This window comes from Ruegeria sp. G5, from assembly GCF_056533365.1.
Window position 1 is genome coordinate 20,653 of the sequence record NZ_JBQFOK010000005.1, and the last position, 17,732, is coordinate 38,384.

The 17,732-nt window shown below is 58.1% G+C and carries 16 protein-coding genes and 2 tRNA genes; 5 read left to right on the forward strand and 13 right to left on the reverse strand.

The annotated features are described in order from the left end of the window. Window positions 1–46 precede the first annotated feature (46 nt). The 5 genes from ACR0BD_RS10295 (at window position 47) to ACR0BD_RS10315 (ending at window position 5,296) form a co-directional block, all read left to right on the forward strand. A complete protein-coding gene (locus tag ACR0BD_RS10295; RefSeq protein WP_480830244.1) occupies window positions 47–1,186 on the forward strand; it encodes an aromatic ring-hydroxylating oxygenase subunit alpha in 1,140 nt (379 codons plus the stop codon). Between the two features lie 168 nt (window positions 1,187–1,354). Beyond that, on the forward strand, window positions 1,355–2,146 hold the full coding sequence (locus ACR0BD_RS10300; protein WP_480830245.1) for an SDR family NAD(P)-dependent oxidoreductase: 792 nt from the start codon (window positions 1,355–1,357) through the stop codon (window positions 2,144–2,146). Further along, window positions 2,146–2,886 carry an SDR family NAD(P)-dependent oxidoreductase gene (locus tag ACR0BD_RS10305; RefSeq protein WP_480830246.1) on the forward strand — a complete coding sequence of 247 codons (741 nt, stop codon included), beginning with the start codon at window positions 2,146–2,148 and terminating at the stop codon, window positions 2,884–2,886. Before ACR0BD_RS10300 ends, ACR0BD_RS10305 begins: the two co-directional genes overlap by 1 nt. Further along, window positions 2,886–3,818 carry a 3-hydroxyacyl-CoA dehydrogenase NAD-binding domain-containing protein gene (locus ACR0BD_RS10310; RefSeq protein WP_480830247.1) on the forward strand — a complete coding sequence of 311 codons (933 nt, stop codon included), beginning with the start codon at window positions 2,886–2,888 and terminating at the stop codon, window positions 3,816–3,818. Before ACR0BD_RS10305 ends, ACR0BD_RS10310 begins: the two co-directional genes overlap by 1 nt. Window positions 3,819–3,892: 74 nt before the next feature. Continuing rightward, window positions 3,893–5,296, forward strand: coding sequence for an MATE family efflux transporter (locus ACR0BD_RS10315; protein WP_480830248.1), 1,404 nt, complete (start codon window positions 3,893–3,895; stop codon window positions 5,294–5,296). Window positions 5,297–5,305: 9 nt separating this feature from the next. Here the strand turns inward: ACR0BD_RS10315 and ACR0BD_RS10320 are convergent, their stop codons facing one another. The 13 genes from ACR0BD_RS10320 to ACR0BD_RS10380 form a co-directional block, all read right to left on the reverse strand. Next, a complete protein-coding gene (locus tag ACR0BD_RS10320) occupies window positions 5,306–6,403 on the reverse strand; it encodes a M56 family metallopeptidase (protein ID WP_480830249.1) in 1,098 nt (365 codons plus the stop codon). Then, on the reverse strand, window positions 6,390–6,785 hold the full coding sequence (locus ACR0BD_RS10325; RefSeq protein ID WP_480697871.1) for a BlaI/MecI/CopY family transcriptional regulator: 396 nt from the start codon (window positions 6,783–6,785) through the stop codon (window positions 6,390–6,392). Before ACR0BD_RS10325 ends, ACR0BD_RS10320 begins: the two co-directional genes overlap by 14 nt. Window positions 6,786–6,852: 67 nt before the next feature. Continuing rightward, window positions 6,853–7,254, reverse strand: coding sequence for a DUF2160 domain-containing protein (locus ACR0BD_RS10330; RefSeq protein ID WP_480830250.1), 402 nt, complete (start codon window positions 7,252–7,254; stop codon window positions 6,853–6,855). 8 nt (window positions 7,255–7,262) lie between these two features. Continuing rightward, complete coding sequence (locus ACR0BD_RS10335; RefSeq protein ID WP_058280831.1) at window positions 7,263–8,060, reverse strand: carbohydrate ABC transporter permease; 798 nt, start codon at window positions 8,058–8,060, stop codon at window positions 7,263–7,265. Then, window positions 8,057–8,920 (reverse strand): carbohydrate ABC transporter permease, encoded by an 864-nt coding sequence (locus tag ACR0BD_RS10340; protein ID WP_480830251.1) that lies wholly within the window; start codon window positions 8,918–8,920, stop codon window positions 8,057–8,059. The genes ACR0BD_RS10335 and ACR0BD_RS10340 overlap by 4 nt, the downstream gene beginning before the upstream one ends. Continuing rightward, complete coding sequence (locus ACR0BD_RS10345) at window positions 8,920–9,993, reverse strand: ABC transporter ATP-binding protein (protein ID WP_480830252.1); 1,074 nt, start codon at window positions 9,991–9,993, stop codon at window positions 8,920–8,922. Before ACR0BD_RS10345 ends, ACR0BD_RS10340 begins: the two co-directional genes overlap by 1 nt. 1 nt (window position 9,994) lies before the next feature. Beyond that, window positions 9,995–11,044 carry an ABC transporter ATP-binding protein gene (locus ACR0BD_RS10350; protein WP_480830253.1) on the reverse strand — a complete coding sequence of 350 codons (1,050 nt, stop codon included), beginning with the start codon at window positions 11,042–11,044 and terminating at the stop codon, window positions 9,995–9,997. Window positions 11,045–11,125: 81 nt separating this feature from the next. After that, a complete protein-coding gene (locus ACR0BD_RS10355; RefSeq protein ID WP_480697864.1) occupies window positions 11,126–12,865 on the reverse strand; it encodes an ABC transporter substrate-binding protein in 1,740 nt (579 codons plus the stop codon). 365 nt (window positions 12,866–13,230) lie between these two features. After that, window positions 13,231–13,305, reverse strand: a tRNA-Glu gene (locus tag ACR0BD_RS10360). Between the two features lie 22 nt (window positions 13,306–13,327). Beyond that, window positions 13,328–13,402: transfer RNA gene (locus ACR0BD_RS10365), tRNA-Glu, on the reverse strand. A 99-nt stretch (window positions 13,403–13,501) separates the two neighbouring features. Beyond that, complete coding sequence (gene recJ, locus ACR0BD_RS10370; protein ID WP_480830254.1) at window positions 13,502–15,244, reverse strand: single-stranded-DNA-specific exonuclease RecJ; 1,743 nt, start codon at window positions 15,242–15,244, stop codon at window positions 13,502–13,504. A gap of 91 nt (window positions 15,245–15,335) precedes the next feature. Beyond that, the gene (gene glpX / locus ACR0BD_RS10375; protein ID WP_480830255.1) at window positions 15,336–16,319 is read right to left on the reverse strand and encodes a class II fructose-bisphosphatase; all 984 of its coding nucleotides are present in this window, start codon (window positions 16,317–16,319) and stop codon (window positions 15,336–15,338) included. A 70-nt stretch (window positions 16,320–16,389) separates the two neighbouring features. After that, entirely contained in the window at window positions 16,390–17,676 is a 1,287-nt protein-coding gene (locus ACR0BD_RS10380) for a homoserine dehydrogenase (protein WP_480830256.1), read from the reverse strand. Window positions 17,677–17,732: the final 56 nt, after the last annotated feature.

Below are 17,732 nucleotides of genomic sequence, written 5' to 3' on the forward strand. Positions count from 1 at the left end.
AGCCAAACATCCGGTCATAGGGTGACTCGGATATTCGGAGACCACGATGCGCCAGCTTCCTTCTAAAGACCAATTCGAGAGAATATCGCACGGTTATAGCGCTGATCCTTTTGACACCAGTTCGCTTAGGGCGGACGCTTACGTCGACCCCGATTGGTTCTGGGCTGATGTTGAGGCGATCCTGACCAAAACCTGGCGATGGGTGTGCCATGTCGAAAAGCTGCGCGCGCCAGGGTCCTACGTCACCGTCGAGATCGCTGGACACCCAATTGCCATCGTGCGCGACCGTGACGGAGTGCTGCGGGCGTTTTACAATGTGTGCAAGCACCGAGCCCATCATCTGCTGTCCGGCGAAGGCGAGACGACGCGCATCATGTGCCCCTATCATGCTTGGGTTTACAAGTTGGACGGGCAACTTGTTCGGGCACCAGAGACCGAAAAACTGAGCGGTTTCAATACCTCAAACATTTGTCTGGATCAGGTCCAGGTCGAGGAATTTGGGGGTTTTGTCTTTGTAAATCTTGATGCCCAGTCACCCAGTCTGGCTAAGCTTTCGGGAGATTTGCAAACTGAGATTCGTCATTGGGCGCCTGACATTGAACAACTGACATTCGGTCGTCGCTTGACCTACGATATCAAGTCCAACTGGAAAAACGTCGTCGACAATTTTCTGGAGTGCTACCACTGTCCGACCGCGCATAAGGATTTTTGCGATCTGGTGGACATGGATACCTATAAGGTGACGACCTACGGTATTTACTCTAGCCATATGGCCGAAGCGGGCAAGGGCGCGAACACCGCCTATGACGTCTCGAACGCGACGGTGCGCACCCATGCGGTGTGGTGGTTGTGGCCGACAACCTGCCTGATGCGCTATCCGGGTCGATCTTCGATGATTGTGCTGAATGTTATTCCGATCGGGCCCGACCGCACGCTTGAGACCTATGACTTTTTTCTGGAAACACCCGAGCCAGATGAGATGGAGCTAGAGGCCATGCGATATCTGGATGAGGTCCTGCAACGTGAAGACATCGACATTGTTGAGAGTGTCCAGCGTGGAATGAATACGCCTGCCTTCACGCAGGGCCGGATCGTTCATGACCCCGATGGTTCGGGCAAATCTGAACATGCAGTACATCATTTTCACGGTCTGGTGCTGGATGCTTATGCAAAGGTTGCGCCATGAAGCGGACGGGCGGAACGTGAATAAGAGCAGGCGGTCGGTGCCCTTTCTAAGCGGCATTTCAGAACAACTAAACCACGCGTGGAAATGCGTGACCCGCCTGGGCAGACGCAACAATCGATACTCTGTGGCGCGGTATAGCAACGAATTCCAAGGGGAGAGCAAGCAGTGATGCTGAAAGGCAAAACCGCGCTGGTTAGCGGTGGGCGAGGGGGGATCGGGCGCGCCATCGTTGCGCGATTTCTGCGCGAAGGCGCGCGGGTCTATGCTGCTGATCTGACGCCCGAGGGATCGCTGGAGGCGCATAACGAGGATGGTAGCGTTTTCGTCAGGCTGGATGTCACCAACGAAGCCGACGCGATTGCGGCGATGCAACGTGTCCAAGATGAAGCCGGGCAACTGGATGTTTTGGTCAATGCCGCAGGCATCGAAATCGAAAAGACGATCGAGGAAACCACGCTGGAAGAATGGAACTTGTCATTCGCGGTGAATGTAACGGGAACGTTTCTGACCTCGAAACACGCATTGCCACTGATGCGTCGCGCGGCGACTTCCGACGTATCAGCCTCGATCATTAATTTCGGCAGCTACGACGGGTTTATCGCCGACCCGGGACTTGCTGCGTATTGCGCGACAAAGGGTGCAGTCCATGCGCTGACCCGTGCGATGGCCTGCGATCACGGCCCCGAAGGTATACGGGTAAACGCGATTTGCCCCGGTTACGTCGATACGCCCATGCTGCAAAGCTTTTTTACCGGCGAGGGCTCGGGCGCAGGAGGGAAGTCTATTGATCAATTGCAAAAGGCCGTTCGTGATGTTCACCCCACGCGTACCTATGGAACGCCGGAGGATATCGCCAACCTTGTGAATTGGCTGGCCTCTGACGAGGCGCGCTATGCCAGTGGTCAGCTTTGGGTTCTGGATGGAGGGCTGAGCGCGCAAGTTCAGCAAATGAGGCTCTGATGAGGTTGTCGGGAAAGCGAGCCTTTATAACAGGTGGGCGTCAGGGAATTGGCCGCGGGATCGTAGAGGCTTTTGTGCGCGAAGGGGCCCAAGTGGCCACTTGCGGACGCAGCGCGCGCCCCGACGGCATGGGCGATGACGTCATTTGGCACAGCTTGGATGTAAGCGATGGCCCATCCGTGGAAGACTTGGCCCGGTCCTTGGATGGGGTCGACATTCTGGTGAACAACGCGGGTGTTCAGGTCGAGAAAACGGTCGCTGACAGTACGGATGATGATTGGGATGCCGTCATCGGGACAAACTGTCGGGGCGTGTTCAACATGTGTCGCGCTTTCATTCCGCGTATGTCCAAAGGTGGGGCGATCATCAATATCGGCTCAATCTCGGGCAACGCGGCGGACCCCTCGATGGCCTTGTACAATGCATCAAAGGCCTTTGTACATGGTCTGTCACGTTCGATCGCTGTCGACCACGGGCCACAGATCCGCTGCAACGCAATCTGTCCGGGTTGGATCGAAACCGGAATGCTTGAGGCCGGGTTCGATCAGGCCAGCGATCCGAATGCCGCGCGTAAGGATGCCGTGGTGCGCCACGCGGTGCGCCGTTTTGGAAAGCCAGAAGATATTGCAAGCATGGCCGTTTGGCTTGCGTCTGACGAAGCCTCTTTTGCCACCGGTCAGCTTTTTACTGTGGATGGAGGCCTAACCGCGGCTTCCCCTTTGAACCCAGGGCTGTTCTGATGGAAATTCAACACACAGCCTGTCTTGGCGGCGGGGTCATCGGTGCAAGCTGGGCGGCGCTATTTCTCGCCTCTGGGCGGTCAGTCGCGCTGTATGACCCGGACCCGAAGATTGAACACAAAGTCAGGGCGTATATCGAAGCGGCATGGCCAACGATGGTGGCGCTGGGATTGGGAGCAGAGGGCTCAGCCGATGCCATCACGTTTAGTACCAGCGCGTGCGAGGCCGTCGAAGGTGCACAATTCGTGCAGGAAAACGTGCCCGAACGATTAGACGTCAAACACGCCATTTATGCCGCTATCGAACCTGCTCTGTCTGATGAGGCGATTGTCGCAAGTTCTGCGTCTGGTTTGACGCTGAGCAAGATGCAGCATGGCTGGAAAGATCCGGTCAGGTTCGTTTTGGGGCACCCGTTCAACCCGCCGCATCTTATCCCGCTGGTTGAGGTGTTAGGCAACGACAAGACACAAGAGGGCGTCGTCGAAGCCGCGCAACGATTTTACGAGAGCCTTGGCAAGACGACGATACAGGTCCGCAAAGAAGTTCCGGGCCACGTCGCCAACCGTTTGCAGGCGGCATTGTGGCGCGAGGCTATTCATCTGGTGGTATCTGGCGTCGCGTCAGTCGAGGATGTGGACAAGGCGGTTTGGGCAGGTCCCGGCCTAAGATGGGCTGCGATGGGGCCGACAATGCTGTTCAATCTCGGAGCAGGCGAAGGTGGCCTGAACGCCTTTTGCGACCATTTCTCTGAAACATTTAATGGCTGGTGGGACGACCTCGGACAGGTTTACCTAACGGATGATGTAAAACGGCAGATGTGCGAAGGTATCGCCGCTGCTACAAAGAATGAGACACCCGCGCAGCTTTCGCAGCATCGTGATGCCATGATCTTGGCGCTGCAAAAGTCTCTCACTGATATCCGAGAAAACTAGCACGCATTTTTCCGGTTGCCCAAAGCCCGCGACCATTGTCAGAGTGCGATGAGGCATTGGGGGGCGGTCGGCTTATGGCAAATGATACAACGGGTCGGGCTGTTTTCCTGTCCGGCAGCTTGATGCGCCATGTAACGCGTATGTCGCTAACCACCAGCATCGGCCTGATGGCCATTTTCGCAGTAGACTTCGTGGATATGGTTTTCATCTCGATGTTGGGAAATGACGCGTTGGCTGCTGCGGTGGGCTATGCTGGAACGCTGCTGTTCTTCACCAACTCGGTCAACGTTGGGCTGTCCATTGCGGCCGGTGCACTTGTGGCCCGCGAATTGGGCGCAGGTCGGCACGAACAGGCCAGCAATTTCGCCACCAGTGTGGCAATACTCGGAATATTGATCGGAGTGATCGTTTCCGGCATCGTTATGCTGAACCTCGACTTTTTGCTATCGCTCTTAGGAGCCGAGGGAGAAGTCCTGCGTCTGGCTGCGCGCTATGTCTCGATCATTTTGCCTACGATGTGGGTCATGGCGATGGCAATGGCGGGGATGGCAGTGTTGCGGGCGCATGGGGACGCGCGACGATCGATGCTGGCGACAATTTACGGCGGCGTGACCAACGCTGTGTTGGACCCGATCCTGATCTTTGCGGTTGGCCTTGGCTTGGACGGCGCGGCGATCGCATCGGTTATCGCGCGAATTTGCATGCTGCTGTTCGCGGTCGGCCCCGCTATCCGAGTACACAAGGCTTTTGCGCGGCCGTCTGTAGGGCAGGTTGTGTCAGATTTCCAACCAGTTCGTGGCATAGCCATTCCTGCCGTTCTGACCAATATCGCAACGCCCGTGGGCAACGCGATTGTCATTCGAGAGGTTGCGCAATTTGGAACAGATGCGGTGGCAGGAATGGCGGTCATTGCGCGTTTGATGCCCGTCGCATTTTCGGTCGTTTTTGCGCTTTCGGGTTCAATCGGTCCTATCGTTGGTCAGAACTACGGGGCCGGGCAATATGACCGCGTGAAAGCCACGTTTCTTGCGGGGGTCAAGTTTACCGGTGTTTATGTGCTGTTGATGGCTACCGTCCTCTTTGTCCTGCGCGGCCCGATTGCTGACCTCTTTCAGGCGCAAGGAGAAACGCGTGCGCTGATCTACCTGTTTTGCGGACCTTTGGCGCTGGCTTCGTTCTTCAACGGCGTGATTTTTGTGGCCAATGCCAGCTTTAACAATCTGGGGCACCCCATCTATTCGACGTGGGTGAACTGGGGCCGGCATACGCTGGGCACGTGGCCATTCGCGGTAGCTGGTGCCTATATTGCCGGCGCGCCAGGCGTCTTGCTGGGGCAGGCTTTTGGTGGCGTGATTTTTGCGCTTGTCTGTTGGTTCCTCGTACGCCGGGTTGTTTCCGGGCTGAAGACCCCGCAAACCGTTGATCCCTTTGCCGGGCAAAAAAGGCTGCATTCTCTGTTCGGGCGCAGAGGATGGTAAGCCGCCGGGTCAGTTGCCTGCGTTGCGCGCCTCAAGCCGTTCAAGGTTGACGACCGTCGACAGCATCAGACGATCGTGGCTCCAGTCGTTAGTTTGCTGAACGGACGCCGCACCCAGACCAAGGACTGTTGCGAACACCAGGGTCAGGCAAACAAATAGCGCGGGTGCCCCGGACTGCACTGATGGCGCATCCGCAAGCGCAATCACCCGTTGCCGCAGGACCCGTTTGGCTTTGCCGCCGGTCACCAACGCCACGTTTAGAACTTTGGGGCTGCCTCTGCTGACGGTTCTTGCGCAATAGTCCAGCAAACAATTGGTGTAATCGCTTGCGTTGATGCCTTTGCGCGAAACGACGGATTGATCGCATGCAAGTTCACGCAAGCGGTCAAACTGATATTTCAAAATCAGATACCCGGGGTTCCAGAACAGCAGGGGGCGAAGCAGTTCGAACCCAAGCTCCCATTCAACATCGCCAGCACGCACATGCTGAAGTTCATGCGCCAAGGCAAAGCGCAATTCGCTTGGCGTATCCAGCAGATGACTGGGCAAGACAACATGCCGCCTGCGCAAACCTCGTACGGCAAACGGCACGGCAATTCGATCTGACAGCCTGATGTCTACCTTGGCCGAGCGGCGCCATAGGAAACTGTTTTGCACCGTAGTTCTGATCGCCAATCCATCACGCACCAAACGCACAGCATATACGGTTGCAGCAATCGCCAACATAGCGAAGCCTGCCAGTAGGACAGGGTGGTCGCCATGCAGCAGATATTCCACCCAGCGTTCGCGCGTGTTCAGCAATGCTTCGAACTGGGTCGCCGGCATCGAAATCTCACCGCGCAAATACGCAGCAACGGCGATATCGCCAATCGCAACCTTGCCGGTGGTCGATGTCTGAGCCGCCAGCGCAAAGATCCCCCACGCCAGAAGCGGGCTGACCAGAATACACAGGCACAGTGTCTTGAGCGCGCGAAGCTGCGCGACAAACCCATATTGCATTGGGGTTTTTGCCAATACGCCTCTTACGGCTAGCCATATGATCGCTGCCAGCACAAGGACGAAGCTTAATTCGAGATACGCATCGAGAACCGGTTTAACCGCCGTCATTTTGCAGTCTCCTCTCTACCAGTGCCCGAATTTCCTCCAGATCGGCTTCACTCAGGCCCGCATCGTCGACCAGACGCGCCACCAATGAGGCAGGCGTGTCATCGAACAATGTGCGCGAGAGGTTTTGCAACGACCGCGCCTGATACCTGTCTTTCTCCAGCAGCGGCGAATAGATCAGGGTCTTTCCGTCCTTGCGGCTTTCGACGAAGCCTTTGTCGTCAAGAATCCGCAGGATGGTCGCACCGGATGTATAAGCCAGATTGCGTTCTGGTGGCAGGCGATCAAGCACGTCACGGACCGAGCCCTGACCCAGCGCCCAGAGTTCATTCATGAACTCAAGTTCAACCTCGGTCAGAAGGTTTGTTGTCTTTTTCTTTCGCATCGGTCTTTCGTGTCGCATTTTTTTATTATGCCTGACAGACAAGCATCCTTTCGCTGTTTCGCAAAGCTCAAACTTTCCAGAAGACGAAAATACCCCAGCCAATGGATAGGAATAACGGGGTCCAGACGGGTTGCCCGACGATCCCAAGCCAGGCGAGGAAGATATAGGCCGATCCCAGCAAGGTGATGAACAAACGATCCCCAAGCGTAGTCGTCAGGCCCAGAACGCCGCGCCGTTCGATCCCGTCGCGGAACTTGAACCCTTCCAGAACGCCAATCAGGGCAATGGCCGAAAAGATACCGACGAACAGAGCCAGCGTTGCTGGGGTCCATGCCATCCAGAAATCGGGCCATAACGGGTCAGTCCAGGAAAACCCCTTTTCTTCTTGCTGGCCGACATTGCCCCATCCAGCCTGTTGGGCTGCTGCCATGGTCGGCAGAAAGGGGAGGGTGAGAAGAAGTTTACGCATATCGAACCTCACACACGGCCCATCGCGAACCCACGCGCGATGTAGTTGCGGACAAACCAGATGACGATGGCACCGGGGATGATGGTGAGCGTCCCGGCGGCTGCCAGCAGGCCAAGCTCATACCCCGCGCTGGAGGCGGTGCGGGTCATCACGGCGGCGATGGGTTTCGCCTCGACCGCAGTGAGCGTTTTGGCCAGCAGCATTTCGACCCACGAGAACATGAAGCAGAAGAAGGCCGCGACGCCCACACCGGCTTTGATGTTGGGCAAGAAGATCGTCACGAAGAAGCGCGGGAAGGAGTAACCGTCGACATAGGCGGTTTCGTCCAGTTCCTTGGGGATGCCGCGCATGAAGCCTTCCAAAATCCATACCGCCAGTGGCACGTTGAACAGCGTGTGCGCCAGAGCCACGGCCAGATAGGTGTCGAACAGGTGTATTGACGAATAGAGCTGGAAGAACGGCAGAGCGAACACCGCCGCCGGAGCCATCCGGTTGGTCAGCAGCCAGAAGAACAGCTGCTTATCGCCCAGAAACCGATAGCGCGAGAACGCATAGGCCGCAGGCAAGGCCACACAGACTGACAGCACTGTGTTGATCGTCACGTAGATGATCGAGTTGATGTAGCCCCAGTACCATGTCGGGTCGGTGAAGATGGTGATGTAGTTCTCCAGCGTGAAGGTCTGGGGGAACAGGGAAAAGCCCGACAGGATCTCGTTCGTGGTCTTGAAGGACATCGCCACCAGCCAATAGATCGGCAGCATCAGGAACGCGATATAGAGGATCGGGATAAGAGACCGCTTCTTCATTGTGCGTCATCCTTTGTCATCAGAGTGTAGAAGACCCACGACACAAGCAGCGTGATGGCGAAATAGATCAGGCTCATCGCGGCTGCAGGGCCAAGGTCGAACTGTCCCAGCGCGATCTTCACAAGGTCGATCGACAGCAAGGTGGTGGAGTTGCCGGGGCCACCGCCGGTCAGAACGAAAGGCTCGGTATAGATGTTGAAACTGTCCATAAAGCGCAGCAGAACGGCGATGGTCAGGACGGTTTTCATCTTGGGTAGCTGTATATAGCGGAACACCGACCATGGGCTGGCACCGTCGATTTTGGCCGCCTGGTAATAGGCATCCGGGATCGATACGAGGCCCGCGTAGCACAGCAGCACAACCAGCGACGTCCAGTGCCAAACATCCATGACGACGACCGTGATCCAAGCCGACAGAGGCTGTTGCGTCATGTCATAGTTGATGCCCAGAACGTCATTCAGAAAGTAGCCAAACAGGCCGATTTTCGGCAGGGTGAAGATATTCCACATTGACCCGACCACGTTCCACGGGATCAGCATCGGCAGGGCCATCAGCACAAGACAGACCGGCACCCAGAAGCCTTTGCGCGGCATGGACAGGGCGACGATGATGCCCAATGGCACCTCGATCAGCAGGATCAGGAAGGTGAACAGGAATTGCCGTCCCAAAGCAGCCTGAAAACGGTCCGAGCGCAGGATTTGCTCGAACCAGCCAAGGCCTTCCCAGAAGAACTGGTTGTTGCCAAAGGTTTCCTGCACCGAGTAGTTGACCACCGTCATCATCGGCACCAGCGCGTTGAACGCGACCAGCGCCAGTACTGGCAGGACAAAGAACCATGCTTTTTGGTTTTCCGTTCTCATCAGCCGCGCTCCTCGGTTGCGATCCAGCCGTCGCGATAAACGCGGGATTGTTCAGGTTTGAATTGCAGGAAGACTTCCGAGCCGGGCTCGGGCACACTGTGTTCGGTCACGGCTTTCAGGGCCGTATTGCCGACCATGGCGCTAACCACATAGTGGCGGCCAATGTCCGAAACCTTGGTCACATGCGCCGGAATACCGGTGTCGCCAAAGCCCACATATTCCGGGCGGATACCCAGATCAGTGCGGCCACCGTCGCCATGTGTGGGGCCTTCGAGCATGACCTCATGGCCTTCGAACACGGCGCGGTCGCCTTTGGCCTCGCAGGGCAGGACATTCATGCCGGGTGAGCCGATGAAGTGACCCACAAACGTATGTTGAGGGCGTTCGAACAGTTCGACCGGCGTGCCGATCTGCACCACTTCGCCTTCTTGCATTACGACCACTTCGTCCGCGAAGGTCAGCGCCTCGGTCTGGTCATGGGTCACGTAGATCATCGTGGCTTTGACCCGCTGGTGTAGCTCTTTCAGCTTGGACCGCAGTTTCCATTTCAGATGCGGGTCGATCACGGTCAGTGGTTCGTCGAACATCACTGCGTTCACGTCGTCGCGGACTAGACCGCGCCCCATCGAGATTTTCTGCTTGTTGTCCGGGCTCAGGCCGCTGGCGCGGGTGTTCAGCATATCGGTGACGTCCAACATCTCGGCGATCTCATCGACGCGGCGCTTGATCGTTGCCGGGTCAACGCCCCGATTTTTCAGCGGAAAGGCCAGGTTTTCGCCCACGGTCATCGTGTCGTAGATCACCGGGAACTGGAACACCTGCGCGATGTTGCGCTGATCGGGGGGCAGGGTGGTGACGTCCCGATCATCGAACAGGATTTGCCCTTCGGACGGGGTCAGCAAGCCCGAGATGATGTTCAGCAAGGTGGACTTGCCGCAGCCCGAAGGCCCCAGCAGCGCATAGGCCCCGCCATCGCGCCAAGTGACGTCGATTTCCTTGAGCGCATAGTCCTGCGGACCTTGCGGGTCAGGCATATAGCTGTGTCGCAGGTTCGAAAGTTTGATCTGTGCCATGTCAGGCCACCCTTTGGCCGTCTTGGCCGAAATACCGGCAATGGGCCGGGTTCATGTAGAAACTGTGATCTTCGCCGACCTGATAGGGATGTACGCCAGCCGCCAGTGAAACCCAGTCATCCGAGCCATGCCGGAAATGCGCACTGGAGTCTGATCCCGACAATTCGGTCACGATCACCCGGCCCGTCAGTTCGACATCGGCGTCCGAGGTGCGGAACGGTGTAACCCGGTGCGGGCGCACGGCGACCATGTAGTCTCCGTCGGCCATGTTCGGGACAGCCCAGCCTCCGCCACCTGCCAGTTGCGCCTGCGCGCCTGATACGGTGATCCGGGCCACGTTGATCGGCGGGTCTGAAAACACGCGCGCCGCGGCGATGTTTTCGGGGTTGCGGTAGATGTCGGCGGTGGGGCCGAATTGAGTGACGCGACCATCTTCCATTAGGGCGGTGTAGCCGCCCAGCAGCAGCGCCTCTTCGGGCTCGGACGTGGCATAGACCACGACGGCCCCGCGCCCTGCGAACAGGTCAGGCAGTTGCTCGCGCAATTCCTCGCGCAGTTTGTAGTCGAGGTTGGCCAGGGGCTCGTCCAGAAACACAGCGCGGCTTTCCTTGGCAATCGCCCGGGCCAGCGCAGTGCGCTGTTGCTGTCCGCCCGACAGCTCATGTGGTCGGCGGTGCAACATCGGGCGCAGTTGCAGCAGGTCAGCGGCCTCTTCCACACGGCCTTCGATCTCGGATTGCGCCATGCCCGCGACGCGCAGGGGCGAGGCGATGTTGTCGAATACGGTCATATGCGGGTAGTTCACGAAGAACTGGTGTACGAGGCTGATCTGACGCTTTTGCGTGTTCAGCCGCGTGACGTCCTGCCCGTCCATCAGAACCTTGCCTGAAGCGATCGGGTCCAGCCCGGCCATCATCTTGATCAGCGAGGTCTTGCCTGATCCCGTCGCGCCCAGCAGCACATTGAAATGGCCGGTCTGCAGCGTCAGGTTGGTGGGCTTGATATGAATAACGTTGCCAACCCGTTTGGTGGCATTTTGAAGTTCGATCATGTCCGTGGGTTCCGGTCGTTCAGTGCCGCGCACTGGTCGTAGAGTGGGGATGCCGCGCACGGCATCCCCGGTTGCATTGGCTTAGTTGGCCTGCCAGCGGGCAACCAGTTCGTCATAGTTGACGGTCTGACCCTGCGGCTTTTCGTTTTCCAGCTTGGCCTTGGGCGAGCCCGCTTTTTCCAGCCAGAAGGCAGGATCCTGCGGCTCATTCAGACGCGGACCACAGCCACCATAGACACCGGCGCTTTCATCAGCGGCCTGCATACGGGCCATGGTGATGTCCATTTCCTCGGCCAGACGGTCCATCGCCTCTTGCGGAGTAAACGCGCCCGAGTTCACGTCACCGATCTGCTGCCACCAGATCTGGGCCAGCTTCGGATAATCCGGAACGTTGATGCCGGTCGGCGACCATGCCACACGATCAGGCGAGCGGTAGAACTCGACCAGACCACCCAGCTTGGGTGCGCGTTCGGTGAACGACTCGTGGTTGACCGAGCTGTCGCGGATGAAGGTCAGACCCACATGGGATTTCTTCACATCAACAGTCTTGGACGTCACGAACTGAGCATACAGCCAAGCCGCCTGAGCACGATCCGATGGGGTCGATTTAAGGAACGTCCAGGAGCCCACGTCCTGATAGCCGACCTTTTGCCCTTCTTCCCAATAGGGGCCATGCGGGCTGGGCGCCATCCGCCACAGCGGCGTGCCTTCGTCATCCACGGTGTTGTTGCCTTCGGACTTCGGCTTCACCATGTCGGCGGTAAAGGCGGTGTACCAGAAGATCTGCTGGGCCACGTTGCCTTGGCTAAGTGCCGGCAGCGACTGGTAGAAGTCATAAGACGCCGAACCCGGAGGGGCGTAGTTCCGCAGCCACTCATCCCACTTGCGGATCGCATAGACCGCAGCTGGACCGTTTGCAGCACCACCGCGCGACACGGATGCACCGACAGGGTTACAGGTACCCGCTTCCATGCGGATGCCCCATTCGTCGACGGGAACGCCGTTCGGCTCACCCACGTCACCGGCGCCGGCCATCGACAGCCACGCGTCGGTCATACGCCAGCCAAGGTCAGGCGCGCGCTTGCCATAGTCCATGTGGCCATAGATCGCGACACCGTCGATTTCCTTCACGTCATTGGTGAAGAACTCGGCGATGTCCTCATAGGCTGACCAGTTGACAGGAACGCCCAGTTCATAGCCGTACTTTTCTTTAAAAGCGGCTTTGTTCGCCTCATCGTCGAACCAGTCTTTGCGGAACCAGTAGAGGTTCGCGAACTGCTGGTCGGGCAACTGATACAGGTTGCCATCCGGGCCAGTGGTAAACTGAATGCCCATAAAGTCGTCCAGATCCAGCGTCGGCGACGTGGTCGCCGCCCAGTCACCACCCATCTGTTCGGTCAGGTTATAAGCCAGCTGCAGGCGCGAGTGCGTGCCGATCAGGTCGCTGTCATTGACGTAGCCGTCATACAGGTTCCTACCGGTCTGCATCTGGGTCTGTACAGCCTGAACCACTTCGCCCTCACCAAGGATCTGGTGATTGACTTTGATGCCAGTGATTTCCTCGAAAGCCTTGGTCAGAACCTCGGATTCATACGAGTGGGTTGGGATACCTTCCGACAGGACGTTAATTTCCATGCCGGCGTAAGGTTGTGCAGCTTCGATGAACCACTTCATTTCGCCCATCTGTTCGTCTTTCGACAAAGTCGATGGCTGGAATTCGTCGTCAATCCAACGTTGTGCTGCGGCTTCGTCGGCCCAAGCAGGACCGTGCCCCGCAATGACGGCAGCCGCCGCCACTGCGGAAAGTAGATGTCTCCGCATCTGTCTCCTCCCAAAGATTATGTGATCCGGCGCGGACCGGATGACGATCAGCATCAGCGATTTTCTGCGCAGCTGTCAAACTAATTTTTTAGTAAATGAGTTGGATGGAGGTTAAAATACTGATTTATTTAAATATTATTGCCTAACTGTGGAGAAGTTAAAGATGTATCTCAATACAAACTTTATCGATTGCCCTTGGTGCAGTTGCAGCAATTTGACTGTTGATTCCTTCACAATCGAATATGAATCAAATGATCAGATGGGGGCCAAACCCATGTTCGAAAAGTGTCGGTGACAAGAATTGTCTGACCCGCCGATGCCAACGCCGGTGGTAACATCTAGTAGGCAATCAGAACTGAAGAAAATGGTAGCCCGTAGGGGAATCGAACCCCTCTTTCCAGGTTGAAAACCTGGCGTCCTAACCGATAGACGAACGGGCCATTTAGACCAAACAAGCACAAGTGGTAGCCCGTAGGGGAATCGAACCCCTCTTTCCAGGTTGAAAACCTGGCGTCCTAACCGATAGACGAACGGGCCACGCTGGCTTGTGGAGGGCCTTTTACGGTTTCACTCAGACCCCCGCAAGCCGAAAAGTGCAAGGATGTGAAAGTTTTTTGGCGCCGATCGAAAACGCTTTCAGTGCGCCTCGGCGGCATCTTCCAGCCGAAGTTGCACAGTTTGACGGCCGCCCCACGTGTTCACCTCTAGCCGACCCGCGAAATGGAAGCGTGCACCACCGTGATTTGAGAGTTTTTCACCCATCGGCCCGTCGAACGCACCGAACGCGATTGCGTCTATGCCGGCCCCGACGCCGTCTGACAGCAATAGCTTCAAGTGGGACTCGCCCGCGCGCTTGGCAAAACGGACTTGTAGATCTGGCAAAGCATAGCGCGGGGCAGGGGCACCGGCCCCGAATGGCCCCGCTTTTTCAATCTGCTCAATCAATTCTACAGTCGCGGCACCGGGCATAAGGGTGCCCTCCAGTTTAAGGTCAGCTGGCCCTGCATCGCCGGCACCTTGTTTGGCCAGTAACTCACTCAGGCGTGCCATAGCGGGTTCAAGCTGATCGCGCATGACGGTCAGACCTGCCGCCATCTTGTGCCCTCCACCTTTGACCAACAAACCCTCGGATGCCAAACGCTGGATCGATGCGCCAAGATCTACACCCGTGACCGAGCGCCCCGAACCTTTTCCTTCCTCTCCGTCAAAGCCAATGACAATGGCCGGGCGGTTCGCTGCCTCTTTCAGGCGCGAGGCCACGATACCCACGACACCGGGGTGCCAGCCGTCGGCAGCGGCCCAAACCAAAGGTGCGTCCAGCCCCCGTTCCTCGGCTTGTTCCATAGCAGCGGCGCGCACGGCGTTTTCGATATCGCGACGCTCGGTGTTCAGTTCGTCCAGCCGCTGTGACAAGGCTTCGGCCTCATGAATTGAATCAGTGCTGAGCAATCGCGCGCCCAAATCGGCCTGTCCAATCCGCCCACCGGCATTGACGCGCGGCCCAAGAAGAAAGCCGAGGTGATAGCTGTTGGGCGCGGCATCCATCCGCGCAACATCCGACAACGCCACAAGGCCCGGTCGCTGCCGTTGGGCCATGACTTTGAGTCCCTGCCGTACCAAGGCGCGGTTGGCCTCTATCAACGGCGCGACATCTGCGACTGTGGCCAGCGCCACAAGGTCCAGCAGCGAGATCAAGTCCGGCCCTTTCAGACCTGCGCCCCGCAATTGGCGTCCGGCCTCAACAAGCATAAGAAACACAACACCTGCTGCGCACAGGTACCCCAGATCGCCGCTTTCATCCTGCCGGTTCGGGTTCACCACGGCCACGCAGTCGGGCAGTGTTTCGCCGCCAAGGTGGTGGTCCAGCACGATGACATCCGCACCGTTCGCTGCAGCAATCGGGTCATGACTGAGCGTTCCGCAATCGACACAGATGATCAGGTCATGTTTCGCAGCAAGCGACTGCATTGCAGGCACGTTGGGGCCATATCCCTCATCAATGCGGTCAGGCACATACAGCGTCGCCTGAAGGCCCATCTGACGCAGCCAGACGATCAGCAGCGCGGCCGAGCTTCCGCCGTCTACGTCATAGTCCGCAAAGACCGCAATTCGTTGCTTTTCGCGAACGGCTGTCAAAAACCGGCTCGCAGCAATCTCCATGTCCTTCATCGCGCGGGGGTCGGGCAACAATTCCTTTAGCTTGGGGTCCAGAAAGCCAGAGGCTTCCATCGCCGGAACTCCGCGCCGTGCCAAGACCTGGCAGACCGCGCGTGGCAGGCCGGCCTGTTGCACAAGCATCTCGGTTGCGCGTTCCACATCTGCCGTCGGGCCGACCCAGCGCCGCCCGGACAAAGACTGTTCAACCCCTAAAAAGCTCATGACTTGCCCCTGATATGCCAAGGCCGGACCCTCGCGGACCCGGCCTCTTTGTCTGTATGGATACTCCCGAGGTCATCGGGCGCGCAAGCGGTTATGGTGTGTCGTGCGACCACATCGGTGTGCGGTAGGACATGCGCCGGACCGAGCCAGTTTTCGAACGCATCAGCAGGGTCGTGGTTTCGACCCAGCCCGGTTCGCGCTTGATACGCGGCAGCAGCGATCCGCCTGTTACACCGGTTGCGGCAAAGATCACGTCCGCAGTCACCATCTCGTCCCGCGCATAGACGCGGTCGAGGTCCTTAATACCAGCCTTTGCGGCGCGGCCTCGTTCGTCATCATTGCGGAACAACAGACGACCAAAAATCTGGCCACCCATGCACTTTAGCGCAGCCGCAGCCAGCACGCCTTCGGGCGCGCCGCCTTGACCCATATACATGTCGATACCGGTCACTTCGCTTTCGGCGCAGTGCATAACTCCGGCGACGTCACCGTCGGTGATCAGGCGGATCGACGCGCCGGTCTCGCGTACTTCGGCGATCATGGCCTCGTGCCTTGGTCGTTCAAGGATGCACACAGTGATGTCTGCAGCTTCGCAGCCCTTGGCCTTGGCCAGCGCCTCAACCCGTTCGCTTGGGCTCATGTCCAGGCTAACGACACCCTCGGGGAACCCGGGGCCAACGGCCAGTTTATCCATGTAAACGTCAGGTGCATGCAGCATCGAACCGCGTGGTCCCATTGCGATCACGGTCAGAGCGTTGGGCATGTCCTTGGCCGTCAGAGTCGTACCTTCCAGCGGGTCCAGCGCGATATCCACGCCGGGGCCGTTGCCGGTGCCAACCTCTTCGCCGATATACAGCATCGGCGCTTCGTCACGCTCGCCTTCGCCGATGACAACGACACCCGCAATGTCCAGAAGGTTCAACTGTTCGCGCATCGCGTTGACAGCCGCCTGATCCGCTGCTTTTTCGTCACCGCGCCCAACCAGCGAGGCAGAGGCCAGCGCGGCCTGTTCTGCGACCCGCGCAAGGCCCAGCGACAGCAGGCGGTCGTTGAAATCAATCTTGGCAGCACTCATTTTTCACTATCCTTAGGTCAGTATAGGCGTTTTCTTCGGCATAACCTGCGTATTGGTCAGGCCGCAAGGGTCAAACCTCTTCGATGCGCAAGGCAACGGGTTCGCCTGCAACCACATCCGTATCCCGGAAACCCGACAACGCTATGTCCAAAGTGGCCCGTGTGGTTTTGTGTGTGACGATCAATACAGGCGCTGTGCTGTCGGAGTGCCCGTACTGGCGCATCCGGTCAATGGACACGCCCGCATCGCCCAGGATTGCCGCGACTTTGGCTAGCGCGCCGGGTTTGTCATACAGTGCCAGTCGCAAGTAGTACGGGGCGGGCAGGCCGGTTATTGCGGGGGTCGACTCTTGCAGAGTGGTTGCTGGGCGCCCAAAGGTCGGGATTTGCAGCCCGCGCGCCAGATCACACACATCCCCCATAACAGCGCTGGCCGTTGGACCTTCGCCTGCGCCTGGGCCGCGGAGGACAACTTGTTCAACCGCGTCGCCCTCGATCACGACCATGTTTGTTCCGCCTTCGAGTTGGCCCAAGGGCGATCCGCTGGGAACCAGACACGGCTGCATCCGCTGTTCCAGCCCGCGCGCCGTACGCTGTGCCACGCCCAGCAACTTGATACGATAGCCCATGTCGTCGGCCTGATGGATGTCATCCAGACTGATTTGCTGAATGCCTTCAATCTCGATCCCGTCAAAGTTAGGCTTGGTTCCAAACGCGATCGAAGACAACAGCGCAAGCTTGTGCGCCGCGTCGATGCCTCCGACATCCAGATTGGGGTCTGCTTCCAGATATCCAAGCTGGGCGCATTCCTCAAACAAGGCGTTGTAGCCCAATTCCTGCGATTGCATCCGGGTCAGGATATAATTGCACGTACCGTTCATCACGCCCATGACGCGGGTGATTTCGTTGCCTGCAAGACCTTCGGTCAGGGACTTGATCACCGGGATGCCGCCAGCTACGGCGGCTTCGAACCGGATCACGCGACCCGCGGCTTCTGCCTTTTCGGCCAGTTCCTGCCCGTGGATCGCAAGCAGCGCCTTGTTTGCGGTGACAACATCCTTGCCACTGGCCAACGCCGCCTCGACCGAGGCTTTGGCAGGGCCGTTTTCGCCGCCCATCAGCTCGACAAAAACATCGACATCGTCGCGTTTTGCAAGCGCGACAGGATCCGTTTCCCACGCGTAATCGGACAGGCTCACACCACGGTCTTTGCTCGCGTCGCGCGCTGAGACAGCGGTAATTTCCACGGGCCGTCCAGTACGCGCCTGCAACAGATCAGCATGGCGACGTACGATTTTGACGACACCCACGCCAACCGTTCCCAAGCCCGCAATTCCAAGCCGCAGCGCCTGTGTCATTCCGTGGGTTCCTTTCCGCTCGAATTCCTTGTTTACGGGCTCGGCCCGTTCTCCGC